General features: G+C 63.4%; 24 protein-coding genes. 16 read left to right on the forward strand and 8 right to left on the reverse strand.

The features are described 5' to 3' along the window. A complete protein-coding gene (locus ACFWAD_RS28510) occupies positions 1-372 on the reverse strand; it encodes a plastocyanin/azurin family copper-binding protein (protein ID WP_378534440.1) in 372 nt (123 codons plus the stop codon). Positions 373-410: 38 nt separating this feature from the next. On the opposite strand from ACFWAD_RS28510, the gene ACFWAD_RS28515 reads away from it, so the two are divergent. From ACFWAD_RS28515 to tsaD, 7 genes are all read left to right on the forward strand, one after another. Continuing rightward, positions 411-1844, forward strand: a complete 1434-nt coding sequence (locus ACFWAD_RS28515) for an NAD(P)H-hydrate dehydratase (RefSeq protein WP_378549920.1) — start codon at positions 411-413, stop codon at positions 1842-1844. 55 nt (positions 1845-1899) lie between these two features. Beyond that, entirely contained in the window at positions 1900-3102 is a 1203-nt protein-coding gene (gene alr, locus ACFWAD_RS28520) for an alanine racemase (protein WP_378549923.1), read from the forward strand. Continuing rightward, a complete protein-coding gene (locus ACFWAD_RS28525) occupies positions 3099-4151 on the forward strand; it encodes an alpha/beta fold hydrolase (RefSeq protein ID WP_378549926.1) in 1053 nt (350 codons plus the stop codon). The genes alr and ACFWAD_RS28525 overlap by 4 nt, the downstream gene beginning before the upstream one ends. Next, complete coding sequence (gene tsaE, locus ACFWAD_RS28530) at positions 4141-4632, forward strand: tRNA (adenosine(37)-N6)-threonylcarbamoyltransferase complex ATPase subunit type 1 TsaE (RefSeq protein ID WP_378534434.1); 492 nt, start codon at positions 4141-4143, stop codon at positions 4630-4632. Before ACFWAD_RS28525 ends, tsaE begins: the two co-directional genes overlap by 11 nt. 78 nt (positions 4633-4710) lie before the next feature. After that, positions 4711-5364, forward strand: a complete 654-nt coding sequence (gene tsaB, locus ACFWAD_RS28535) for a tRNA (adenosine(37)-N6)-threonylcarbamoyltransferase complex dimerization subunit type 1 TsaB (protein WP_378549929.1) — start codon at positions 4711-4713, stop codon at positions 5362-5364. A gap of 8 nt (positions 5365-5372) precedes the next feature. Beyond that, positions 5373-5867, forward strand: a complete 495-nt coding sequence (gene rimI / locus ACFWAD_RS28540) for a ribosomal protein S18-alanine N-acetyltransferase (RefSeq protein WP_378549971.1) — start codon at positions 5373-5375, stop codon at positions 5865-5867. After that, entirely contained in the window at positions 5864-6901 is a 1038-nt protein-coding gene (tsaD, locus tag ACFWAD_RS28545) for a tRNA (adenosine(37)-N6)-threonylcarbamoyltransferase complex transferase subunit TsaD (RefSeq protein WP_378549932.1), read from the forward strand. The genes rimI and tsaD overlap by 4 nt, the downstream gene beginning before the upstream one ends. A 20-nt stretch (positions 6902-6921) precedes the next feature. On the opposite strand, the gene ACFWAD_RS28550 is transcribed toward tsaD, so the two are convergent. Beyond that, complete coding sequence (locus ACFWAD_RS28550) at positions 6922-8511, reverse strand: Hsp70 family protein (protein WP_378549935.1); 1590 nt, start codon at positions 8509-8511, stop codon at positions 6922-6924. Positions 8512-8672: 161 nt separating this feature from the next. Between ACFWAD_RS28550 and ACFWAD_RS28555 the strand changes: the two genes are divergently transcribed. Beyond that, positions 8673-9233 carry a potassium channel family protein gene (locus tag ACFWAD_RS28555; RefSeq protein ID WP_378549938.1) on the forward strand — a complete coding sequence of 187 codons (561 nt, stop codon included), beginning with the start codon at positions 8673-8675 and terminating at the stop codon, positions 9231-9233. Between the two features lie 19 nt (positions 9234-9252). On the opposite strand, the gene ACFWAD_RS28560 is transcribed toward ACFWAD_RS28555, so the two are convergent. Continuing rightward, complete coding sequence (locus ACFWAD_RS28560) at positions 9253-10968, reverse strand: TIGR03767 family metallophosphoesterase (protein ID WP_378549941.1); 1716 nt, start codon at positions 10966-10968, stop codon at positions 9253-9255. Between the two features lie 233 nt (positions 10969-11201). On the opposite strand from ACFWAD_RS28560, the gene groES reads away from it, so the two are divergent. Together groES and groL are read left to right on the forward strand one after the other, a co-directional pair. Continuing rightward, positions 11202-11501 carry a co-chaperone GroES gene (groES, locus tag ACFWAD_RS28565; RefSeq protein WP_003940763.1) on the forward strand — a complete coding sequence of 100 codons (300 nt, stop codon included), beginning with the start codon at positions 11202-11204 and terminating at the stop codon, positions 11499-11501. Positions 11502-11587: 86 nt separating this feature from the next. Beyond that, entirely contained in the window at positions 11588-13198 is a 1611-nt protein-coding gene (groL, locus tag ACFWAD_RS28570) for a chaperonin GroEL (protein WP_378534421.1), read from the forward strand. Positions 13199-13270: 72 nt separating this feature from the next. Here groL and ACFWAD_RS28575 read toward each other — a convergent pair whose 3' ends face one another. From ACFWAD_RS28575 to ACFWAD_RS28590, 4 genes are all read right to left on the reverse strand, one after another. Continuing rightward, a complete protein-coding gene (locus tag ACFWAD_RS28575; RefSeq protein WP_378534419.1) occupies positions 13271-14008 on the reverse strand; it encodes an anti-sigma factor domain-containing protein in 738 nt (245 codons plus the stop codon). Position 14009: 1 nt separating this feature from the next. Further along, a complete protein-coding gene (locus tag ACFWAD_RS28580) occupies positions 14010-14678 on the reverse strand; it encodes a sigma-70 family RNA polymerase sigma factor (protein ID WP_007728615.1) in 669 nt (222 codons plus the stop codon). An 88-nt stretch (positions 14679-14766) separates the two neighbouring features. Continuing rightward, a complete protein-coding gene (locus tag ACFWAD_RS28585; protein ID WP_007728616.1) occupies positions 14767-15432 on the reverse strand; it encodes a fasciclin domain-containing protein in 666 nt (221 codons plus the stop codon). Between the two features lie 165 nt (positions 15433-15597). After that, entirely contained in the window at positions 15598-15894 is a 297-nt protein-coding gene (locus tag ACFWAD_RS28590; RefSeq protein WP_003940939.1) for a WhiB family transcriptional regulator, read from the reverse strand. A gap of 604 nt (positions 15895-16498) precedes the next feature. On the opposite strand from ACFWAD_RS28590, the gene ACFWAD_RS28595 reads away from it, so the two are divergent. From ACFWAD_RS28595 to ACFWAD_RS28605, 3 genes are all read left to right on the forward strand, one after another. After that, positions 16499-17329 (forward strand): hypothetical protein, encoded by an 831-nt coding sequence (locus ACFWAD_RS28595; protein ID WP_378549944.1) that lies wholly within the window; start codon positions 16499-16501, stop codon positions 17327-17329. A gap of 176 nt (positions 17330-17505) precedes the next feature. Continuing rightward, entirely contained in the window at positions 17506-18084 is a 579-nt protein-coding gene (locus ACFWAD_RS28600; RefSeq protein ID WP_003940953.1) for a sigma-70 family RNA polymerase sigma factor, read from the forward strand. Further along, positions 18077-19006, forward strand: coding sequence for an anti-sigma-D factor RsdA (locus ACFWAD_RS28605; RefSeq protein ID WP_378549947.1), 930 nt, complete (start codon positions 18077-18079; stop codon positions 19004-19006). The genes ACFWAD_RS28600 and ACFWAD_RS28605 overlap by 8 nt, the downstream gene beginning before the upstream one ends. Positions 19007-19093: 87 nt before the next feature. Here the strand turns inward: ACFWAD_RS28605 and ACFWAD_RS28610 are convergent, their stop codons facing one another. After that, positions 19094-19498 (reverse strand): DUF5319 domain-containing protein, encoded by a 405-nt coding sequence (locus ACFWAD_RS28610; RefSeq protein ID WP_003940777.1) that lies wholly within the window; start codon positions 19496-19498, stop codon positions 19094-19096. A 243-nt stretch (positions 19499-19741) separates the two neighbouring features. Between ACFWAD_RS28610 and guaB the strand changes: the two genes are divergently transcribed. From guaB to ACFWAD_RS28625, 3 genes are all read left to right on the forward strand, one after another. After that, a complete protein-coding gene (guaB, locus tag ACFWAD_RS28615; protein WP_378549950.1) occupies positions 19742-21265 on the forward strand; it encodes an IMP dehydrogenase in 1524 nt (507 codons plus the stop codon). Between the two features lie 27 nt (positions 21266-21292). Continuing rightward, a complete protein-coding gene (locus ACFWAD_RS28620; protein ID WP_003940976.1) occupies positions 21293-22432 on the forward strand; it encodes a GuaB3 family IMP dehydrogenase-related protein in 1140 nt (379 codons plus the stop codon). Between the two features lie 173 nt (positions 22433-22605). Next, positions 22606-24360 carry a GMC oxidoreductase gene (locus ACFWAD_RS28625; RefSeq protein WP_378549953.1) on the forward strand — a complete coding sequence of 585 codons (1755 nt, stop codon included), beginning with the start codon at positions 22606-22608 and terminating at the stop codon, positions 24358-24360. Positions 24361-24505 lie beyond the last annotated feature (145 nt).

Consider the following 24505-nt stretch of genomic DNA (forward strand, 5'->3'; position numbering starts at 1 on the left):
TTACTGCGCCGCAACGACGACGGTTCCGCGCATCTCGGGATGAGGTGTGCAGGTGTAGTCGTAGGTTCCGGGTTCGGTGAACGTGTAGGTGTAGGTTCCCGACTTCTTGAGTGGGCTGCGGAGTTTGCCCTTGGCGTCACCGAGACCGCTGACATCGTGGGCCATTCCGTTGTCGTCGAACACCCATGTGACCGTCTCGCCGACGTTCACGGTGATGGAAGCGGGGGAGTACGCCATCCCGGAGATTGTGACCACAGGTCCGCTGGCCGTCGTTTCCGGAGCCGGTGGTGTGGAGTCGGTGGTGGAACTGCACCCGACCAAGCCGAGAGCGAGCACGAGTCCCGCGATTGCCGGGCGAAGACGTGATTTCATGGTTCCGAGGGTAGCGACGGCAACTGAAGGGTTCCGACATGCGTGGGTTCTACACAGCCGATCAGGTGCGAGCAGCGGAGGCGCCACTGCTCGACAAGCTGCCGGACGGGGTACTGATGCGTCGAGCGGCTTACGGTCTCGCGCGAGTCCTCGCGGACGAATTACGTTCGCGCACAGGATCAGTCGCACATCGGTCCGTGACGCTTCTGGTCGGTACCGGCGACAACGGCGGGGACGCCCTGTGGGCCGGTGCGTTGCTCCGCAAACGAGGTGTGAGTGTCCGTGCCGTGCTGCTCGACCCGGCCCGCGCTCATCGGGCGGGCCTCGACGCTCTACTGAAGGCCGGTGGCCGAGTCGCCGCCGAAGTCGGGTCGCCAGATCTGGTGATCGACGGCATCGTCGGGATCTCCGGGCACGGCGGTCTGCGGCCGAATGCGGCTGGGCTCGTCGGCCAGGTGGATGCGCCGATCGTGGCGGTCGATCTGCCGAGCGGCGTCGACGCGAACACCGGCGCAGTGGACGGTCCGTCGGTAAGCGCTGATGTGACAGTCACCTTCGGTGCGCTCAAACCGGTACACGTACTCGCGGCTCCGCTGTGTGGTCGTGTCGAACTCGTGGACATCGGATTGAGCGTCGGCGAACCGGAGTTCGGCTCACTCGATCCGGCCGAGGTCGGCGCGCTGTGGCCGGTACCTGGTCCAGACGACGACAAGTATTCGCAGGGTGTGGTGGGCATCGTTGCGGGAAGCGAGCAGTATCCGGGCGCGGGCGTGCTCTGTACCGGCGCCGCGGTGACCGCGACCTCCGGTCTGGTCCGCTACGCCGGGCACGGAGCCGCAGAGGTGCTGTCCAGGTTCCCGGAGGTGATCGCCAGTGAGACGTTCGAGGCTGCGGGGCGAGTTCAGGCCTGGGTGGTCGGCCCCGGTATGGGTACCGACGATGCCGCTGCGCGACTTCTCGCGTCGGTACTCGCTACCGATGTGCCTGTTGTCGTCGATGCGGACGGATTGACCCTGCTGGCTCAGCGTCCCGAACTTGTCGCAGCACGGGCCGCGCCGACACTTCTGACTCCCCACGCCGGCGAGTTCGCACGATTCACACCCCTCGGCGACGACAGAATCGCAGCCACGCGTGCTCTTGCCGAACGACTCGGAGTCACGGTGCTACTGAAGGGCCATACGACGGTGATCTCGGATCCGGGCGGTGAGGTCCTGGTCAACGACGCCGGCGGCTCCTGGGCGTCGACGGCAGGTTCGGGTGACATCCTCTCCGGCGTGATCGGCGCGTTGCTGGCTGCGGGTCTGAGCCCTCTCGAAGCCGGGGCCGTCGGCGCGCGGGCCCACGCGTTGGCGGCGAATATCGCCGCCGCGGGCGATCGGAGCGATGTCGCCGGAGCACCGATTTCGGCGTCACCCCTGCTGGGAGGACTGCGCGAGTCGGTGCGTGTGCTCCGCTCTTTTGCCCAGAACTGAGTGTGTTCAAACCCGAACACGTGTCCGATCCTGTGTGGGTGGCAGGATTGTCGCCATGACGCTTGCCCAGGGAAGAGCACCGAAGGAGCCTGCGGAGGGGAAGTCGAGCCAACTCGACATCGCAGTAGGGCCGCAGACGGAGGCAGTCGTCGATCTGGACGCTATCGCGCACAACGTGCGAGTCCTGCGTGAATTTGCCGGGGATGCTGCGTTGATGGCGGTCATCAAGGCGGACGGATACAACCACGGCGCAGTTGCGGTGGCACGGACGGCACTCTCAGCCGGAGCCCGGGAACTGGGCGTCACCACCATCGCCGAGGCATTGGTTCTTCGCGAGGCAGGCATCACCGCTCCCGTCCTGGCCTGGTTGCACGGCGTCGACGCCGATTTCGCGTCGGCGATCCGCTCCGACGTCGAGATCGGGGTCTCCTCGCCGCGACACCTGGCTGCGGTGGTCGACGCGGCACGAGTTCTGGGACTAACGGCGACGGTGACGCTCAAGGTGGACACCGGTCTCAATCGCAACGGCGTATCGAGAACCGAGTGGCCGCAGATGCTCGACGACCTCGCCGCTGCCCGGGACGAGGGCACGATCCGGCTACGCGGAGTGTTCTCGCACCTCGCGCACTCCGACGAGCCACATCACGACGTCATCGACATGCAGAAGCAACGCCTGATCGACGCGGTTGCCGACGTCCGTGCCCACGGATTCGACCCCGAAGTTGTTCATCTTTCCAACTCGGCAGCGACGGTTACCCGCCCTGACCTGCGATTTGACATGGTTCGACCCGGAATAGCGATATATGGATTGTCTCCGGTGCCCGAACTCGGAGATTTCGGTTTACGTCCGGCGATGACGCTGCGAGCGAAGGTGATTCTGGTGAAGAAGGTGGCCGCCGGAGAGGGCGTCTCCTACGGGCATCAGTGGGTCGCACCGCACGACACCACTCTTGCGCTGCTGCCCGTCGGCTATGCCGACGGTTTGTCTCGTTCGCTGAGCGGCAAGTTCGAAGTGCAGTTGGGCGGTAAGCGTCGCCAGGCAGTCGGGCGTATCTGCATGGACCAGGTGTTGGTGGACCTGGGGCCGGACGGCGACGGAGTTCGCGAAGGCGACACCGCGATCTTCTTCGGCAATGGCGATCACGGCGAACCCAACGCGCAGGCCTGGGCCGACGTACTCGACACCATTCACTACGAGGTCGTGACCGGAATACGTGGACGCACTGTGCGTACGTACATCGGGGGAGAGACGTCATGAAGACTGCAGGAAAGATGAGCATTCTCGGTGGCCTGCTCAGCGCTGTGGCGCTCGGGTCGATGGCCGGCGTGAACGCATTCAAGACCGCGACGCGTCCGGGCCGGGAAATCTACGCCGACGAGGACTTCGACCTCATGACGCGCGACCGCAAGAGCACTGTGCGCACCGAGGACGGCGTCGAGCTGGCAGTTCGCGAAGTGGGACCGGACGACGCTCCGCTGACAGTCGTTTTCGTGCACGGATATTGCCTGAGCTCGCTGTCCTGGCACTTCCAGCGCCGCCAGCTCGAAGAGCGATGGGGCAACAAGGTTCGCATGGTGTTCTACGACCAGCGCGGACACGGGGATTCGGGTATGCCACGCTCGAAGAGTTGTACGGTTTCGCAGCTCGGCCGCGATCTCGCGACCGTCGTCGAGGCCAAGGTACCCAAGGGCCCGATAGTTCTCGTCGGTCACTCGATGGGCGGTATGACGGTACTCGCGCTCGCCGGTCAGCGACCCGAATGGTTCGAGGGCCGCGTCATCGGCGTCGGGCTGGTCGCGACGACGGCGGCAGGTCTGGCCGAGACCGGTCTGACCCGCAATCTGCAGAACCCGATCATCGACGGATTCCGGTTGGCAGTGCGCACCTCACCAGGAGTGGTTCAGCACGCCCGGGGCGCTGCGCGAGTATTGATCACGCCGATCCTGCGCGCTGCGTCGTACGGCACCGATGTGAGCCCGCGGCTGCATGAACTCTCGGACGGCATGCTCGATCGGACCTCGGTCGTGACCATCGTGAATTTCCTGCGGACGTTGGAACTGCACGACGAGTCCGCATCCCTCGAGGTCCTCGCGCACACACCAGCAGTGGTGATCTGCGGCGATCAAGACATGATGATTCCGTTCATCAGTTCCAAGCGTCTCGCTGCCGATCTCCCCGAATCCGAACTCGTGCGAGTTCACGGTGCCGGCCATCTGGTGCAGCTCGAGTTCCCGGCGATCGTCACCGACGCAATCGACAAGCTGGTGCAGCGTGCGCAGGTCGAAGAGCGGTCCGATGTCGGCTGAGAACTTCACCGGACTTCCCGAATCCGGACAGATCACGTTGGAAACGGCCGAGGACACCGAGGCTTTCGGCCGACGATTGGCGGCGGGGCTTGTTGCCGGCGACCTGGTAGTGCTCGACGGACCGCTCGGGGCAGGCAAGACGGCGTTGACTCGCGGAATCGGAGCGGGCCTCGGCGTGCAGGGCCGGGTGACGTCCCCCACGTTTGTCATAGCCCGTGAGCATCGACCGGGCACCCGTCCCGGCGGCGGCGATCCCGTCGGCATGATTCACGTCGATGCATACCGACTGGGTGACAGCGGACCGCACGCACTCGACGAACTCGATGCTCTCGACCTCGACACAGACCTCACCGACGCAGTGGTGGTGGTCGAATGGGGTGGCGATGTCGTGGAAAGGCTCGTCGAACGGCACCTGCGAGTGCAGCTTCATCGGGAACCTGAATCAGATGTGCGGACGGCCAGCTGGGCCTGGACGTCGTGAAACGGAGTTTGGTGTCACAGCCGTCGTGACCCTCCCAGGCCGGAAGTAGTTCTTCACGTGCGGGTACCCTGAGAAATCGTGCTTGTTCTCGCAATTGACACCTCCACTCCGGCAGTCACTGCCGGAGTCGTCTCCCTGTCGGCTTCGTCACCGGACACAGTGGAGACGCTTGCCGTGCGTGTCACGGTCAATCCTCGTGCGCACGCCGAGGTCCTGACTCCTCACGTCCTCGAATGCCTCGCCGAGGCAGGGCTCACGCCGGCCGAGTTGAATGCCGTCGTAGTGGGTGTCGGGCCGGGGCCGTACACCGGCTTGCGGGTCGGCATGGCGACTGGCGCTGCCTTCGGCGATGCTCTCGGTGTTCCCGTGTACGGCGTCTGCAGCCTCGACGCCATCGCGGCTGCGGTACCGACCACGGAGAGCTTGCTCGTCGTGACCGATGCGAGGCGTCGCGAGATCTATTGGGCGCGCTACGACGGCGGTGCGCGTGTCGAAGGACCGGCTGTGAATTCCGCCGGCGATGTTGATCCTTCGCCTTCGACGCTGGTTGCCGGATCCGCTTCACATGTGGACTTCTTCGATCTTCCCGTCGAACCGGCTGAGACACCGTCACCGGCCGGGTTGGTGGCAGTCGCTGCTCGCGAGATTCTGGCCGGCTCGGTTCCTGCCCCGCTCGAGCCGCTGTACCTCCGACGCCCGGATGCGAAGACCCTCGCAGAACGTGGCAAGTGACAGAGAAGATGAAGTACAGCATCGAGCCGATGAACGTCGATGACGCTGAACGGTGCGCGGAGTTGGAACGAGCGTTATTCGCGGGCGACGGACCCTGGAGTGCGCAAGCGTTCGTCTCGGAACTTGCGGGCGCACATAATCATTACTTCGTTGCCAGGGAACCCGACGGTCACGTCCTCGGCTACGCCGGAGTCGCCCTGTTGGGGGCGTCGCCGAACATGGAGGCCGAGGTTCACACCATCGGCACGGATCCTTCGGCTCAGCGGGTGGGAATCGGCAGCGCGTTGCTCGATGCGCTTCTGACGCTGGCGGATTCACGGCAGTGCCCGGTGTTCCTGGAAGTGCGTACCGACAACGAACCTGCGATCGCGCTGTACCGGCGTGAAGGATTCGAGATCGTCGGAACGCGAAAGAAGTACTACCAGCCCAGTGGGGCAGATGCGTACACGATGCGACGGCCCGCCGTCCTCGGTGTCCGCGAAACTGAGGAGCAGCAAGCATGATCGTCATGGGTGTCGAAAGCTCTTGCGACGAAACAGGAGTCGGTATCGTTCGCTGGAACGGCGACGGAACCTGCGACCTGTTGGCCGATGAGGTGGCGTCGAGCGTGGATCAGCACGCCAGGTACGGCGGAGTGGTTCCAGAAGTAGCCTCGCGGGCTCACCTCGAGGCGATAGTGCCGACGATGCGCCGCGCCCTTGCCGTCGCCGGTATCGAGAAGCCCGACGCACTTGCCGTCACTATCGGACCTGGCCTGGCCGGCGCGCTGCTGGTCGGTGTTGCCGCCGCGAAAGCTTATGCGGCAGCATGGAACATCCCGTTCTATGCGGTCAATCACCTCGGTGGTCACGTCTCCGTGGACACTCTCGAGCACGGTCCGTTGCCCTCGTGCGTCGCATTGCTCGTCTCCGGTGGTCACACGCACCTGCTTCACGTCGAAGATCTGGGTAAGCCCATTGTCGAACTGGGCACGACTGTCGACGACGCCGCCGGCGAGGCCTTCGACAAGGTGGCCAGACTGCTCGGACTCGGATTTCCCGGCGGACCGGCACTCGATGCTGCTGCGCAAGAGGGAGATCGGAACGCAATTGCCTTTCCTCGTGGCATGACCGGCCCGCGCGATTCGCGGCACGACTTCTCGTTCTCGGGACTCAAGACGTCGGTCGCTCGCTATGTCGAATCGAAAGAGCGCGCAGGCGAGTCCTTTTCGATCCCGGACATCGCTGCCTCGTTCCAGGAAGCGGTTGCCGACGTACTGACGATGAAGGCAGTGCGTGCAGCCAAGGATGTCGGAGTCGACACGTTGGTTCTCGGCGGCGGTGCCACGGCCAATTCACGTATCCGCTCACTCGCCGAGCAGCGTTGCGCCGAATCCGGAATCACGTTGCGAATTCCGAAACCTCGACTCTGCACGGACAACGGCGTCATGATTGCTTCGTTGGCCGCCCACCTCATCGGGAACGGCGCAGGCCCTTCGGAACTGAGTGTTGCGACCGACCCGGGTTTGTCGGTCTCGGTCAGCCAGTTGATGCGCTGAGATTCAGGCTGCGCTGAGAATCAACCGACTGGGGCCGGTTCCCGATCCGGTGTGGTCGCGGCACCAGGTTCGGGCGTCGCGATGTTCGGTTCACCGGGCTTTGTCGTCGGATTACTCCCACCGGGGGTCGTGATTTCCGTTTCGGTGGAACCGGATCCGGGATTTTCCGGTGTCGTCGGGTTTTCGCCGCCGCTCTCGCCCGGGCCGATACCGCCGCCCGGGTTTCCCTCGGTCGGATCGATCGGAGGCGTCGCCTCCGTGTCCGGGAGCGTCGGCCACCATGCCGGCGGATCGGGCAGTGTGATTCCGGGGATGGTCGGCCAACTCGGAGTCGTTGTTGTCGTGGTCGGCGGCGCGGTTGTGGTCGAGGTGTCGGGTATCGGCGCCGGCGGAAGCGTGTACTGATGCGTTGTGTACGTGTGCGTGCCGTACGGCTGTGAGTCGAACGGTGTTGTGGGATACCCGTACTGCGGGTACGTGCTACCCGCTACCGAAGGTAGGGGATCATGAGACGGGATGATCGTCGTACCGGTGCTCAGCGTCGCTTCGGGGCTCACCGTCGTCGTGGTCGAACCGGTTCCGACGGGCGAAACAGCGGTGTCATCGGTCGGCACCAATTCCTTTGCGCCGTAACCCAGTACAAGTCCGCCGACGACGAGCGCGCCGATCAGAGCGCCGGAGACCTTGGCCGTGGATCCAGAGCGCTGTGTAGTTCCGGAGCCCAGCAAGGGGAAACGGATTGCGGTGATCGAATCGGCAAGGAGCGCAGCACCTTTGGTTGCCGCAGTCTCTGGCTCGTCGATCTCGACCAGGGGGAGATCGACGGCAGCGGCGACAGCGGACCGCACGGCCGGAATGTGTGCGCCACCGCCGATGAGTACGACGGCACCGACGGGACGCGGCGAGCCGTTCACGACTTCACGGACGAAGGCGACAGCGCGCTCGATGTCCGGGGCGATGATGGCCTCGAACTCGTCGCGCGAGATCGACATCGCATCGACGGGAAGGTCGATGGTGACCTTGGCGGCGGTGGACAGTTGTTCCTTCGCGACGTGGCACCGGGCGGCAAGTAGTTCCGCGTCGGTGTAGCGGCGCAGGTGCCCTGCTGCCTTCTCCGTGACGAACTCGACGAGAGCCCGGTCGATTCCGGCCCCCGCGAGGGCGTCGATACGGTCGGAATGCAGAACTTCACCGGTGTGGTCGACGACGGACACGGTCAGGCCCTGATCTCCGACGTCCACCTGAGCTGTCGTGTCGTACCGCTCGGTCTTCCCGGTCTCGGCAAGGTAGGCGTGTACGGCGGCAGGTTCGGGGATGGCACGGACCTGCTTCGGCGAGCGGGAGAGCGAAGACCTGATACTCGCGAGCTGATCGTCCGTGCGATAGCTGACACCGATGGAGCGCGGCGCCGCAGATCCGTCCGTTACCTGCGTCGTCATCAGCTTGATGGAAGCGCGAACGAGGTCGCCGACGTTGGAATTGGCCTGATCGGCCGAGACGAATCGGGTCTCGGCAGGCACGGCGCCTGGCGCATTTGTGCTGGTATCGGTGTCGACGAGGGCTGAATAGACACCGGAAGATCCAGTGGAAATTCCCAGTGAACAACTCATCGCGCACCTCCTCACAGTCAATACCGGTCAATGTTCAATCGACCGCCGTTATATGAACGTTACAGAAGGTTCGTGAGGATTGCTCAGTGCTTTTCGTCTCCGTGATGCTCATTTCGGACCGAAAGGGTGGTTTTACCTGGGAAATTGTCGATCATTGATTCATGCAGAAAAAAGGCGATTCTCCCCACATCGACGGGGAGCGGCGACGCGCGCTGATCCGTGGCGCGGTGCTTCGACCCACGCTGACGGTGATCGCCTTCGGATGCGCGTATTTCTTCCTGCCGTGGATCGACGTTCACACGGCGGGTGCGATCTTCCTGTTGATCGGTGGAGGGGTGGCGGTGCTTGCCGTGACCACCTGGCAGGTGTGGCGAATTCTGCGTTCCGACGTGCCTTCTCTGCAGGCGGTGGAAGCTGTGGCGGTGGTCATGCCGACGTACTTGTTGTTGGTGTCCATCACCTATTTTTCGGTCGAGCATGCGAGCGCCGGCAGCTTCACCGAACCACTGTCACGGATGGCGGCGCTGTATTTCTCGCTGTCCGTCTTCTCGACCGTCGGTTTCGGCGACATCGCGGCGCAAACGGATCTGGCCAGGGGGCTTGTGAGCCTGCAGATCATCTGCAATCTGGTATTGATCGGGTTCGGTGTTCGATTCGTGGTTGCCGCAGTGTCGTGGGCGAAAGCGCACCGCTCGGGTTCGAGCGGACCTGAAATCGCCTAGGACACTGCGGCAATCGGGATCATCGTCCGGTGTGAACCAACAATTCGACGTTCTGATCGACGCCGGTACCGGTCAACTTCGGGTCGCGGTGGATGTCGTTGAACGACAGTTCCCGATACAGCGAGGCGAGCCCGGCTGCCGACTTGTCGCTGTAGTCGACGGAATTGGGGCTCTCCGCCTCGAAAAGCGTCGCGAGCAACGACACCGTTCCGTCGTGGTTGTCTGCGATCTCGACGATGCGCCCGAGCTGCGGGTAGTCGATGTGCGAGGCGGTGTTGATCTCCCAGAAGCCCTGTTCGGGGGTCGCGCCGGGCCACGGGGTGATCTTGTTCTCGTGAGTGTGTCCGTTGACCCAGGCGAGCACGTTCGGGAAGCGGTGCAGCAAGTCGAGAAGCTGTGAACCGCGGAAGCGCGGCTCGAGGATGTTCTCGGGGTCGGGAATGAGATTGTCCATCGTGTCGCTCGTGTGGTGACTGAACAGTACGAAGTAGGTGTCACTACGCGACTCGGTGACGCGAGAGCCCGCTGCGTCGTAGTAGGTGCTGCTGCCGGCGCGCAGGGTGTTCTCGATCCACTGGAACTGAGCGGCGCCCAACGAACCGTCGACGAAGCCCGCGCGGTTGGTGGAGTCCATGCTGATGCCGACAACGCCCGGTGCGATTTCGAACGAGTAGTAACCGATACCCGTTTCTCCGGCGTCGGGGGCGAAACCGTGCCCGACGGGGCCGGGGCCGGTGTGCGCCGGATCAAGGTGCGCGGCGATGAACTGCCGAGGTGTGAACGGCGCGCGAGACGGGTCGGGGGTGACCTGGCGCGGCGGCGTCGTGAAGGCGGACAGGATTCCGGGAATCGCACTGGGATCGAATTTGGTGGCGATGTCGATCTGCTTGGCCTGCTCGGGTGAACCGGGCACCTCGAATTTGAGAGATCCCGTGTACATCGCCTCGAGCGGCGGGATGCCGCTGGGCACCGTGCCGGACACCGAATCGTCGTGATTGCCGAACACGCAGTACCAAGGCGTGTTCAGGCCGGGGCTCGACACGGGAGTGAAAGCGGCACCGAAGAAATCGGGGATCTCGGGGAAACCGGCCTTCTTGTACATGTCGAGCATCGGTGACTCAGGGTTCCAGTAGAGATCCGCGCCCGAGTTCTGCACACCCTCGTAGCGATCCTTGGCGCCGGTGTTGGCGACGACGGTTCCACCGTTGAGGGAGGTGAGGAACCAGTCGAGTTCGGCGAATTCCTTGTTGTCAGTGTTGTCGCCGGTGGTGACAACGGCATCGAAGGGTCGCGACGTGTGTGGGCCACTGCCGATCGAGTTGACTCGTCGGACAAGTGAAATCAGCCCGTGCGCCGTCAGGGTCTCCTGTGGGCGGAACGCCGAGCCGGTGATCTGGTGGACGTACTCGAATCGCATGGGGGACTGGGCGTCGACGATGTGGACGTCGGTCAGCTGTACGAGCGAGGCGAGTGCGGTGCGGCGATCCTCGCGTCCTGACTTCGGCTCGGCCAACTCGCTGCGCACGATGTTCGCCCAACCGGGCCCGGCAGTGAGCCTGGTGTAGCCGCTGCTGCTGACGGGCGTGGACACGGACTCGAGAGTGGTGCCAGGACCTGACGTCGGAATGGTCGACGCGCCTGCATATTGCAGGCCCCACGGCTTGCCAAGGCTGACCGCGCCCACGGCGCCGAGTCCGGCAAAGGTCAGAAAACTACGGCGATTGATGTTCGTCACGAAGTGAACAATAGGTGAACGTGGTGGACGGTTGTCCTGTTTCGCTCTGGACGAAGAGAAAAATGCGCCCAGTCCTTGAGGGTTGGCACTCTCACGTATAGAGTGCCAATTGGCGCTGATCGAGTTCCGGCACCCGCGACGACGGGACTGCAGTGACGCGCCGTAAACGGCATACCCAAACAGCTGTCCGAGGATCGCCTCGGACGCACATACCCCAAAGTGGAGGGCTCATCGTGGCGAGCGTCAACATCAAGCCGCTCGAGGACAAGATCCTCGTCCAGGCCAACGAGGCTGAAACGACGACGGCTTCCGGCCTGGTCATTCCTGACACAGCCAAGGAAAAGCCCCAGGAGGGCACCGTCGTTGCAGTCGGCGAAGGCCGCGTCAACGAGCAGGGCAACCGCATCCCGGTCGACGTCAAGGAGGGTGACACGGTCATCTACTCCAAGTACGGCGGAACCGAGATCAAGTACGCCGGCCAGGAATACCTGATCCTGTCGGCACGCGACGTGCTGGCTGTCGTCTCCAAGTAAGACACACGTGATCCGCCCCGGAGTCCACACAGGATCCCGGGGCGGAATGCGTTCACGCCCCGAAGATTCAGGAGCTGACAGAACAGATGTCCAAGCAAATTGCGTTCAACGAGACCGCACGCCGCGCTCTCGAAGCCGGAGTCGACAAGCTTGCCGACGCCGTCAAGGTGACCTTGGGCCCGCGTGGACGCCACGTCGTGCTCGCCAAGGCATTCGGCGGCCCCACCGTCACCAACGACGGTGTGAGCATCGCCCGTGAGATCGAGCTCGAAGATCCCTTCGAGAACCTCGGCGCACAGCTCGTCAAGAGCGTCGCCACCAAGACCAACGATGTTGCCGGCGACGGCACCACCACCGCGACCGTCCTGGCCCAGGCCATCGTCCGCGGCGGACTCAAGAACATCGCAGCGGGCGCGAACCCGATGGCTCTCGGCGTCGGCATCAACGCCGCAGCCGACAAGGTCGTCGAGGAACTGCTCGCCGCAGCCACCCCCGTCGAGGGCGAGAAGTCGATCGCTCAGGTCGCCACCGTCTCCTCGCGTGACGAAGAGATCGGCAAGCTCGTCGGCGAGGCACTCACCCGTGTCGGAACCGACGGCGTCGTGACGGTCGAGGAATCCTCCACCGTTGCAACCGAACTCGTTGTCACCGAAGGTGTTCAGTTCGACAAGGGCTACCTCTCGCCCTACTTCGTCACCGACATCGATGCGCAGAAGGCCATCTACGAAGACGCGCTGATCCTGCTCTTCCGCGAGAAGATCAGCTCACTTCCCGATTTCCTGCCGCTGCTCGAGAAGGTTGCCGAATCCGGCAAGCCGCTCTTGATCATCGCCGAGGACATCGAGGGTGAAGTTCTCTCCACCCTGGTGGTCAACTCCATCCGCAAGACCATCAAGGCCGTCGCCGTCAAGGCGCCGTTCTTCGGTGATCGTCGCAAGGCATTCCTCGACGACCTCGCAGTCGTCACGGCAGGCACCGTCATCAACACCGACGTCGGTCTCTCCCTCAAGGAAGCCGGCCTCGAATTGCTCGGTAGCGCTCGCCGCGTTGTCGTTACCAAGGACGAGACGGTCATCGTCGACGGTGCAGGTACCGCTGACGACATCGCGACCCGCGTTGCGCAGCTGCGTCGCGAGATCGAGAACACCGATTCGGATTGGGACCGCGAGAAGCTCGAAGAGCGTCTGGCGAAGCTGTCCGGCGGCGTGGCGGTCATCAAGGTCGGCGCAGCCACCGAAACCGATCTGAAGGAACGCAAGTTCCGCGTCGAGGATGCGGTCAACGCAGCCAAGGCAGCAGTTGCCGAGGGCATCGTCCCCGGTGGCGGATCGGCTCTCGTTCAGGCCGGTACGGCTCTGATCGGGAACCTCGGACTGTCGGGTGACGAGGCCACCGGCGTTGCCGTGGTCCGTGAGGCCCTCAACGCTCCGTTGTTCTGGATCTCCAGCAACGCAGGCATCGACGGTTCCGTCGTTGTCAGCAAGGTCGCCGAGATGACCAAGGGTGAAGGCTTCAATGCTGCCACCCTCACCTACGGCAACCTGCTTGCCGACGGCGTCGTCGACCCGGTCAAGGTCACTCGCTCGGCAGTGGTCAACGCCGCTTCCGTCGCGCGCATGATCCTCACGACCGAGAGCGCCGTCGTCGAGAAGCCGACCGAGGAAGTTGCCGACACCGGACACGGTCACAGCCACTAAGTCGCTGCTCGTAGTTTCGACAAAGAAAAGATCCCCCACCGGAATCCGGTGGGGGATCTTTTCGTCTGGCGATCAGATGAGCGGGATCGTTGCGAACGGCTCGCTCGTCGGCTGCTGCGATCCGCCGGGCGGCTCGACCGTGAACGCCAACTTCGTGTTCGGGCCGATGCCGTCGAGCACCACCTGGGTGGTGGGTTTGACGTCGCCCGGAGCCATCGTCCCCATCGGGATCATCGTGGTGCTGTCGGCATCGCCCGGCACCAGCCACATCTGGTACACGGTATCCGGACTCGGGGGAGTCACATCGTTCATCACGAGAACTGCCGCGTCTTCGGATGGGGAGAACAGCGTCGTGGCACTACCGCCGCCTGGGATCTCACGCGTGGTGGCATGAACGTCGGGTGCTGCCATGATCTCGGATGCGGCGTTCTGCGGCGGTGTGTTGTCGGACAGCGTGCGTCCGATTCCGATGCCGCCGACCAGGATTGCGACTGCGGCGGCCGCGGCAAGCGCCATGGTCCACGGGCGTCGACGGTTACGACGCTCGGCCAGCGAGATCGGGGCGTCGGCAGCAGCGGTCTGTTCCGAGATGGAGGCGAGGACGCTGCTGCGCAGTGACGGAGGGGGCTCGACGGCATCGACAACGGTCATCGCAGCCATGGTTTCGGCGGTGAGTCGGACCTGGGCGTCGAATTCGGCTCGGGTCGCGGAGTCCGAAGTGGCAAGTCGTCTGTCGACCTCACGGCGCTCGTCGAGGTCCAACGCATCGATCGCGTAGGCGTACGCGTAGTCGATCAGCTCTTCGTCCATCTCACATCACCCCCAAACATCCACGTAGGCGCAGTAGTCCGTCGCGAATTCGCGACTTGATCGTGGGAATCGCCACGCCGAGATCTTCGGCCACCTCGCGGTACGTTCGGCCGCCGTAGTAGGCGAGAGTCACCGATTGGCGCTGAGTGTCCGTCAGCGTTTCGAGACAGTCGGTGACAGCACGATGCTCGTCTCTTCGTGTCACTTCGTCGCTGACGACGTCGAACTCGGGAGTCGCATTCGTGGTGTCGTAGAGGGCCTGTCGATCCGAACTCGACTGTTCGGAGCGGACGCGGTCCACCGCGCGGCGGTGAGCGAGCGTCAGGAGCCAGGAGAGTGCGGACCCCTTGGCCGGATCGAAGCTGTCGGCCGATTTCCAGGCTTGAAGGTAGACCTCTTGGACAGCTTCCTCGGAGAAGCCTGGATCACGGAGTACACGCAGAACCATGCCGTAGACGCGGGAGCTGGTTCGGTCGTAGAACTCGGCAAAGGCGCTCTGGTCGCCGCCGGCAACGTTCGCGAGGATCACTGCCAGCTCGCGTGATTCCGCGATTCGCGCGGTGCGGGCCGCAGAATTGTCCGTCGGGCATGCGTCGGCCGCATCCGACGCATGGTCTGGCTCGCTCACGAAGAGTTGTCTCGCTTCATCGCGTACAACCGTAGCGTGCATGTCCGGTTCTTTTCTCTCGGCCCGCCGTTGCCCGCTGTGCGCCTTTATTAACCGCGGGGGGTTAACAAAGGCGCACAGCAGGTGGGGACTACTGCGGCATCAGCACCGAATCGATGAGGTAGACGGTGGCGTTTGCGGTCTTGACTCCACCGCAGACGACAGTTGCGTCGTTGACCTTGATGTTGTCACCGGATCCGGTGACGGTAACCGTTCCGCCCTCGGCGGTGGGGTGCGTTCCGTCGATCGCGTCAGGGGCGATCTGGCCGGGAACCACGTGGTAGGTGAGGATCTTGGTCAGCGTGGCGCTGTCCGTCTTGAGGCTGTCGATCGTGGCGGGGTCGATCTTGGCGAATGCCGAGTCGATCGGTGCGAAGACGGTGAACTCGCCACCGTTGAGAGTGTCGACCAGGTTGACGTCCGGGTTGAGCTGGCCGGAGACTGCCGCGGTCAAGGTGGTGAGCAACGGATTGTTGGATGCCGCTGTGGCAACCGGATCCTGGGCCATTCCGCTGACCGATCCGGCGCCGCTCGGCACTGCTGCTGCATAGTCGGCACAACCGGCACCGACCAGATCGGAAGCAGGCTCCGCCATCGCGCTGCTGGGAGACATGCTCGATCCCATGGCAGAAGACGTCATGGCGGCGCTGGACGTGTCGGTCGACGAATCGTTGTCGTCGGAGGAGCAACCGACGACGCCGAAGACGGCGAAAGAAGCTGCTGCGGTGACTGCCAGAACTCGAGTAGAGGTGTTCATGGGTCTGCCTTCCTGAAGGGATGTGCTGAGGTGCACTGTCAGAAGGCATTCGGAGTCGGTTGTCGACAGGATGGGTCGGTGTCGGAAATTCTTTTCACGAACTGGTGTGGGCATGCAAAAGCCCCCGAATACTCTCGGGGGCCTTGTGCTCTCGACCTGCGCGTATCAGGACGCTATGCGGGTGGTGCGACGGTGGCGCGCGTGTAGTTCACGTTCGGTTTCCGACATTCCTCCCCAGATGCCGTACGGCTCGGCGACGGTCAGCGCGTGGCTGCGGCACTGCATCAGTACCGGGCACTGACGGCACATTTCTTTCGCGCGGGTTTCGCGCTGGGCACGTGCTCTACCGCGTTCGCCATCGGGATGGAAGAACATCGAGGAGTCGACTCCGCGGCACAGACCGTGCATCTGCCAGTCCCAGATGTCTGCGTTGGGGCCTGGAAGGTGATTCGGTGCAGGCATGTTGACTCCTTACTGCAAGCTCGCGTTGATCAACGAGCGGACCAAGTTGCCCGGAGGTTATCCGGGCCTTCTGAATCGTTCACGCTTGCTAACCGTAAGGGTGCTGAGTAAATCGCGTCAATAGGCTCGTTCAGTGGCGATCGGCATATATCGAAATGCGAGAGTTAACGAAGTATATATTTACATTTCGGGTCCTTCGTGCGTTGTGCTGCGCCGATGTCGGAATCGGGTTGATCGAGGTGCCGAGCGAGAAACTTGGCTGCTCGAGATGCGAAACCCACAGATCAGGGATACGTTTGCTGCTGATCGCCTGGCGAAATCACTCCGTCGTTCAGCTCGGTTTGCGTCATTTGTCCGATATTGAGCGAACGAGGTTTCACTCCATTTCGGGACTTAGTGCCCCAGTTTCAACTAGGACATCTGTCCAATAAGTAATGCGCAGTTAACGTCACGGATATATGCCCGTTAAATATCATTACGAGTACATTTGGCAAATCTCAGTTGAATATCTGATTAACTCCGACAAACTTCCCTTTTCGCGTCTTGTGCGAATCACGGCATTGGTCGGGCGCTTGTCTGCAAGGGCTGCTGCAATGATCTACCTGTGTCGACACCTGCGCGCCCTGAAGCATCTGTACGATCCAGGACCCTCGAGTCCGCCGCATTCGGCGCGGATCCGGACCTCGACCGGCTCCCGGAGCCCGGCTCCACCCGGGATTGGTGGACAACGGCAGTGGTTCTCGGTGGTCAGGGGCACTACGCCAGAGCGCGGGCGGCCTTGGATGTCCTGGACCGGCGCACGTCGGGGTTCTCGACGCATTCGGATCGAGTCCTTTCCTCTCTGTCTGCCAGCACTAGAGCGTCGTTTCTTCGTCAAAGCGGACGCCATGCGCTCGCGGCCACGTGGGACGGGCGTGCATTGGCGATAGTCGACGGCCTGCCCGTCAACCCGGAGGCTGCCTGTGATGCGCTGACCGGTCTGGCCGCAGACGCCCTCGGCTGTGGCAGGCTCCCGCTCGGCTGGCGCCTGCTGGCGGAATGTCGGGCGCGTCTGGGTAACGAGGGCTGGCTGTGGCGGCAGGAAATTCGGATCGAATGGGTCTCGGCGGAACTGGCGCTGGCGGGAGGTGACTTCACGCGCGCCGGCAGACACGCAGAACGCGCCGTCGAATTGTCAGGGGAATCGGAGTCCGTCCGGCACCGCGTGAAGTCGGGTCTCTTGCGTAGCGCCGCCCTGACCGGAACAGACCCGAGCGCTGCCGTGGAGTCGGCAGTGGATGTGCTCGCACGGTGTCAGCAGTACGGCCTGCTGCCCCTGGCCTGGGCGTCGTCGATGTTGATCGAGGGTGTGAGCGGTGGGAGGACCTCACCGAGTGCCCGTGAGATCGGCGATCTGATCGCGATGCGAGGTGGATCACTCCTCCCTTTGTCGTAGCCGCTTCGCCGAAAGAGTCCGGAGAACATTCCAGACAGGGCTGATTCGATATCGCGACTGCTGGGCGGGCATGCGGAGACCAGCCGGTCCGGATGGTTACTCTTAGAGGGTTCCGCTGAGAGCGGGAGCACACCCGCTCGGGAGGTGCCACTGTAACGCCAGGATTTTCGCTGACGATGACAAATACGAGCGATGAGTTGGACACCGCGGTCGCCGCTGCTGCGCAGGGCGACCGTACAGCTCTAGCTTTGGTTCTGGAGAACATCCGACCGATGGTGGTGCGCTACTGCCGCGGTCGAGTGGGTGCGGCCGAGCGAGGACACCTGTCCGCTGACGACGTCGCACAGGAAGTGTGTCTGGCCGTGATGACCGCGCTGCCGCGTTATCAAGACCAGGGACGCCCGTTCATGGCCTTTGTGTACGGAATTGCGGCACACAAGGTTGCGGACGCACATCGAAGCTCCGCCCGTAACAAGTCGGAGCCCGTTTCCGAAGTACCGGATGTAATAGCACTGGACGATGGTCCCGAACAGCGAGCACTCGATTCGGAATCCAGCAGACAGATGCACGAACTGCTCGGCACACTTCCGGAGAAGCATCGAGAAATCTTGATACTTCGCCTGGTGGTCGGGATGTCGGCCGAGGAAACGGCCGTCGCCGTCGGTAGTACCGCCGGAGCTGTACGAGTCGCTCAGCACAGGGCGATCGCGAAACTGAAAAAAGAAGTAACGAAAGCAGGTGAGAGCTTTGGCTAGAGACGAGGAGCGTGACGCTTCGAATCTCGGTGATCTCGCCGACGACGGTACGCCAGTGGATTTGGCTGCGGTTCGGCGTGACGATGCGCTGATCGAATCCATTTCGAGTGGTGGGCCGGTAGCAACCGATAGCACCGAACAGTACGAACTTGCGTTGATTCTCTCGCAATGGCGTGACGATGTCGTTGCGACTCCGATGCCCGAGGGTCCGTTGTTGGACGACGTCATCGCTGCGATCACAGCGACGCCGTCCGGCTTCTCCGATCGTCAGCGTTCACGTTCCCGTTCCCGATTGCGAGTGGTCCGCCCGATCGCCGCCGCCGCAGCTGTGGCAGCAGTGGTCTTCGGTGGCGCCACGGCGATGGCGTACGACGCCCAGCCCGGCGATGCTCTTTGGGGCGTCAAGCAGGTCGTCTTCGCCGACGAGGCAAACTCGACGGTGGCGAAAATCGACACGACCTCCGAGCTGGAGAAGGCCGAGCGTCTGTTGGCTGCTGGGGACATTCCCGCGGCAAAGATGGTGTTGGACAACGCAGCTCACCGTGCCGATGCGGTCAAGGACTCGCAGGACAAGACGGACCTCGTCGAGCGTTGGGGCAAGTTGATGACGCAGGTCCAGGAGACCACGTCACCCGCAGTGCCGCCGTCGACGACCGACCAGCAGTCCTCGATTGCCACCTCTCCGACGGCGATTCCGGGGATCTCAGTCAATCCGGCCAACCCTCAGCTGCCTGGCGGCGTGACCACGACGACAACGCCCAACCCTGGAATCATGCAGGCGCCTGGTTCAAGCGCGGCGTCGTCGACACCGTCATCGTCGCCCACGGCAACGACCACGACAACAACGACGACAACCACGACAACGACGCCTCTGGCTCCGGCCTCGTCTCCGTCGGGTGATTCTTCTTCACCCCCGCCCTGATCGCATCGCTGCGATCCGAGTCATACGAAAGTGGCCGACAAGCAATTGCTTGTCGGCCACTTTCGTATGAACTTGGTGGGGTTTCGCTCAGCTGTCGAAACCGTCGCCGTGCATCGCCTCGTTCATCGACGCGTCGGCGTATCCGCGGCAGTAGTCCCACGTGACATATGCCTCAGGCATCGGGTCGTAGGCAGGCTCGTGGGGGCGGACGGTTCCGTCCACGAGGAGCTGCAGCAGGTTTGCACGCAGCATGTCCCAGTCGTGGTAGTGATCTTGTTGGCAGTCCTCGCAGCACACTACGAGACCGCGGATGCCGCGGTGAGCGAGGAGTGCCTCGTAAACGGCGAGGTCAGCGAGATCCTCCTCGACCGCTTGGCGTTCGTGGGGGTCGAGTGGTTGGCCCGGCTCGATGGCATCGAGAGCCGCGGAGGGGTCAGCTGGGTCGCCGGCGAAGGGATCTGGCGGCAGACCGGGGGGCAGTTGATCACGCACAGCACCACGGTACGCAGGTCAGGGGGGTCAGCGCCACTTGTTACGCGTACCCGCAGCGTGGGTGGGATGGTTCGGACCTTTGAGTGAGCCGATACCATGGTGTGCAACGCCGGGAAAAGGTGCCAGGAATATCTTTCTGTGCAGGTGCCTTCTATCCGATATCCAGCTTTCGTAATCCGTTTCGAGGCGGCTGCTACAGCGGTCGCCCTGGGCGAATCTAGGTCCATGGAGGGTCCTGACCGCATGAGTAGTTCTGCAGGACATGTACACACCGGAGGAGACGACCCCAACAAGGTCGCGATGCTGGGACTGACATACGACGACGTGCTGCTGTTGCCTGCCGCGTCGGACGTCATCCCGAGCCAGGTCGACACGTCCAGTCAACTGACTCGCGACATCCGTCTGCGGATCCCGTTGGTCAGTTCTGCGATGGACACCGTCACCGAGTCGCGCATGGCAATTGCGATGGCCCGCGCCGGCGGCATGGGTGTACTGCACCGCAACTCGTCGGTCGACGTCCAGGCAGGGCAGGTCGAGACCGTCAAGCGTTCCGAGGCCGGCATGGTGACCGATCCCGTCACGTGTAAGCCGACCGACACGATGGGTGAGGTCGACGCGAAGTGCGCTCGCTTCCGCATCTCGGGTCTGCCGGTCACCGACGACGCCGGCCAGTTGGTCGGCATCGTCACGAACCGTGACATGCGCTTCGAGGTCGATCAGAACCGCCCGGTCGTCGAGATCATGACCAAGATGCCGCTGATCACCGCTCAGGAAGGCGTCACCGCAGACGTAGCACTGGGCCTCCTCCGTCGGCACAAGATCGAGAAGCTGCCTATCGTCGACGGCAACGGCAAGCTCACCGGTCTGATCACGGTCAAGGACTTCGTCAAGACCGAACAGCATCCCGACGCCACCAAGGACCGCGACGGTCGACTGCTGGTTGGCGCTGCAGTGGGTGCCGGCGACGACGCTTTCCAGCGTGCGATGGCGCTCACCGATGCCGGTGTGGACGTACTGGTAGTGGACAGTGCACACGGGCATTCGTCCAACATTCTCGACATGATCGCCAAGCTCAAGCGTGAACTGGGCGAGCGGGTGCAGATCATCGGTGGCAACGTCGCCACGCGTGCGGGTGCCTTGGCGCTCGTCGAAGCAGGCGTCGACGCCGTCAAGGTCGGAGTCGGCCCTGGTTCCATCTGCACCACCCGCGTCATCGCCGGTGTCGGTGCCCCTCAGGTCACGGCCATCCTGGAAGCGGTTGCCGCGTGCAAGCCTCTCGGTGTGCCCGTCATCGCTGACGGTGGACTCCAATTCTCCGGTGACATCGCCAAGGCTCTCGCCGCGGGTGCGTCGACGGCCATGCTGGGCTCGCTCCTGGCCGGTACCGCTGAATCGCCCGGAGAACTGATCCTGGTCGGCGGCAAGCAGTTCAAGAGCTACCGCGGCATGGGTTCGCTCGGCGCGATGCAGTCGCGTGGCGAGGCCAAGTCGTACTCCAAGGACCGGTACTTCCAGGATGACGTACTTTCCGAGGACAAGTTGGTTCCGGAAGGCATCGAAGGACGTGTTCCGTTCCGTGGCCCGCTCTCCCAGGTGACGCATCAGCTCACCGGTGGTCTGCGCGCTGCCATGGGTTACACGGGGTCGGCGACGATCGAGCACCTGCAGAACGCTCAGTTCGTCCAGATCACGGCGGCCGGTTTGAAGGAAAGCCATCCGCACGACATCACGATGACTGTCGAAGCACCCAACTACACCGCTCGTTAGCAACCAGTACACGAGAAAGGGGCGCGCGTGCGCGACCTCGTTGAGATCGGCATGGGTCGAACGGCCCGACGTACCTATGAGTTGGACGATGTGAACATCGTTCCCTCCCGGCGAACCCGTTCGTCGAAGGAGGTGTCGACTGCTTGGCAGCTCGACGCTTACAGGTTCGACATTCCAGTCCTCGCACATCCCACCGACGCGTTGGTCTCACCGACCTTCGCGATCGAGCTGGGAAAGCGCGGCGGCCTCGGTGTCATCAACGGTGAAGGCCTGTGGGGCCGTCACCCCGATGTCGAGGAGAAGCTCCGGCGTCTCGTCGAGATCGCCGAGAAGGACGGTGGGGTCGACGCGGCCATCCGTTATCTGCAGGAGTTGCACGCGGCACCGCTGCAGGCCGGTCTTCTGGCCGCCGCGGTCGCGCAGGTCCGTGATTCGGGGGTCACCACTGCCGTTCGCGTCAGCCCGCAGAATGCGCGCGCACTGACGCCTGAGCTGATCAAGGCCGGAATCGACCTGTTGGTCGTCCACGGCACGATCATCTCGGCCGAGCACGTCGTGCACACCGAGCAGGAACCGCTCAATCTCAAGACGTTCATCTCGGAACTCGACGTTCCGGTTGTCGCGGGTGGGGTCAGTGACCACCGCACCGCCCTGCACCTGATGCGTACCGGCGCTGCCGGCGTCATCGTCGGGTACGGCTCCACCGAGGGCGCAACCACCACCGGTGAGGTCTTGGGTATCGGTGTTCCGATGGCCACGGCCATTGCCGATGCTGCAGCAGCCAGGCGCGACTACCTCGACGAGACGGGTGGACGCTACGTCCACGTCATCGCCGACGGTGACATAGCAACCTCGGGCGATCTGGCGAAGGCCATCGCCTGCGGTGCGGACGCTGCAGTTCTGGGAACTCCGCTGGCCGTGTCGGCCGAGGCGCCCGGTGGCGGCTGGTACTGGCCGTCCGCTGCGGCTCATCCTTCGGTTCCTCGAGGAGCGCTTCTCCCGGTTTCCTACGGTGAGCGTCCGAGTCTCGACCAGGTTCTGAGCGGTCCGTCGGATGACCCGTACGGTTCGCTGAACTTCGTCGGCGGTCTTCGTCGTTCGATGGCCAAGGCCGGGTACTCCGACCTCAAGGAGTTCCAGAAGGTCGGGCTGACGGTCCGCGCGTAGTTTGTACCTTTCTGTGGCCCTGGTTCCTCGTGAACCGGGGCCACAGTTCGTTGTGCAGGACTTTCGTCCGTTCCTGATACTTGCGGTTACGCTTATGAGACCCCTTGTGGTGGTAGTCACAAGGAATAGGTGCATACTGGCGGGTAACTACGGTTCACGGTGGAGGTGTCCTGATGGGCAAGCAACGGGCAACGGACTACGACGTACTGATCGTCGGATCCGGGTTCGGCGGAAGCGTGAGCGCGCTTCGTCTCGTGGAGAAGGGCTACAAGGTCGGCGTCATCGAAGCCGGCCGACGGTATGCCGACGAAGACTTCGCGAAGACCAGCTGGGATCTCAAGAAGTTCCTCTGGGCTCCGAAGCTGGGTTGCTTCGGCATTCAGCGCGTACATCTGTTGCGCGATTGCCTCATTCTCGCGGGCGCGGGTGTCGGCGGCGGTTCGTTGAACTACGCCAACACGCTCTACCAGCCGCCGGAGCCGTTCTTCCAGGACAAGCAGTGGGCGCACATCACCGACTGGCGCAGTGAACTCACGCCGTACTACGAGCAGGCTCAGAAGATGCTCGGTGTGGTCCGCAATCCGCACATGACGCCCGCCGACGAGATCATGAAGTCGGTCGCCGACGACATGGGCGTGGGAGACACGTTCATCCAGACGCCCGTCGGCGTCTACTTCGGTGAGCCGGGCAAGAAGGCGAAGGACCCGTACTTCGGCGGTGTCGGACCCGAGCGCACCGGTTGCATCGAGTGTGGCGAGTGCATGACAGGCTGCCGTCACGGAGCAAAGAACACTCTTCTCAAGAACTACCTCGGCCTTGCCGAGACCGCTGGGGCCGAGATCATTCCGATGACCACCGTGTCCGGACTTCGTGAGGCTCGCGACGGTTCGTGGGACGTGTTCACCGAGCGAACCGGTGCATTCGGACGCAAGAACCGCCGCACGTACACGGCTGCGAACGTCATTCTCGCGGCCGGAACGTGGGGCACTCAGCATCTGCTCTTCGACATGAAGGACACCGGAGCGCTGCCCAAGCTTTCCGACAAGCTCGGTGAGCTGACACGAACGAACTCCGAGTCCATCGTCGGTGCAGGCAAGTACAAGGTCGATCCCGCACTCGACCTGACCCGCGGAGTGGCGATCACGTCGTCGTTCCACCCGAGTAGTGACACCCACATCGAGCCGGTCCGCTACGGCAAGGGTTCCAACGCGATGGGACTGCTGCAGACCTTGATGACGGATGGCGGCGGCACGACACCGCGGTGGATCAAGTTCCTCGGTGTGGTCGCGAAGAACCCGTACCAGATGCTGCGCATGCTGACGGTCAAGGACTGGAGCGAGCGCACGATCATTGCCCTGGTCATGCAGAACCTCGACAACTCGATCACCACGTACACGAAGAAGGGCCTGTTCGGTCGACGCAAGGTCACCAGCAAGCAGGGCCACGGTCAGCCGAACCCGACGTGGATTCCGGAAGGCAACGAGGCGACGCGTCGAGTTGCCGCGAAGATCGACGGCGTCGCAGGCGGTACGTGGGGCGAGATCTTCAACGTGCCGCTGACGGCGCACTTCCTCGGCGGTTGCGCTATCGCGTCGGATTCCGATCACGGGGTCATCGATCCCTACCACCGCGTCTACGGCTACCCGACGCTCAGCGTCGTCGACGGAGCAGCGGTCTCGGCCAATCTGGGTGTGAATCCGTCGCTCACCATTGCCGCTCAGGCTGAGCGCTCGGCCTCGCTGTGGCCGAACAAGGGGGAGACGGACCTGCGTCCCGCTCAGGGCAGCGGCTACGAGCGTTTGGCTCCGATCGCACCCAAGTCGCCCGTGGTTCCGGCGTCGGCTCCGGCCGCGCTGGTTCTGCCGATCGTGAAGATCACCGGCGGCAAGACTGCTGCCACTGTTCCGGCGGAGCCTGCAGCCGGATAAGGTCTCCGCAAACGAAGATGGGGCGTGGGGGGGGAAATTAGACGTAAACCCCCCAGACGTTTTGAAGGTGGTCGGCCGCAAGCGGCCCCAAAACGGGGGCGGGGGGGGGGGGGGCCGGGCCCCCACCCGGGGCACCCGCCCGATA

This window comes from Rhodococcus sp. NPDC059969, assembly GCF_042738325.1.
Taxonomy (GTDB): domain Bacteria; phylum Actinomycetota; class Actinomycetes; order Mycobacteriales; family Mycobacteriaceae; genus Rhodococcus_F.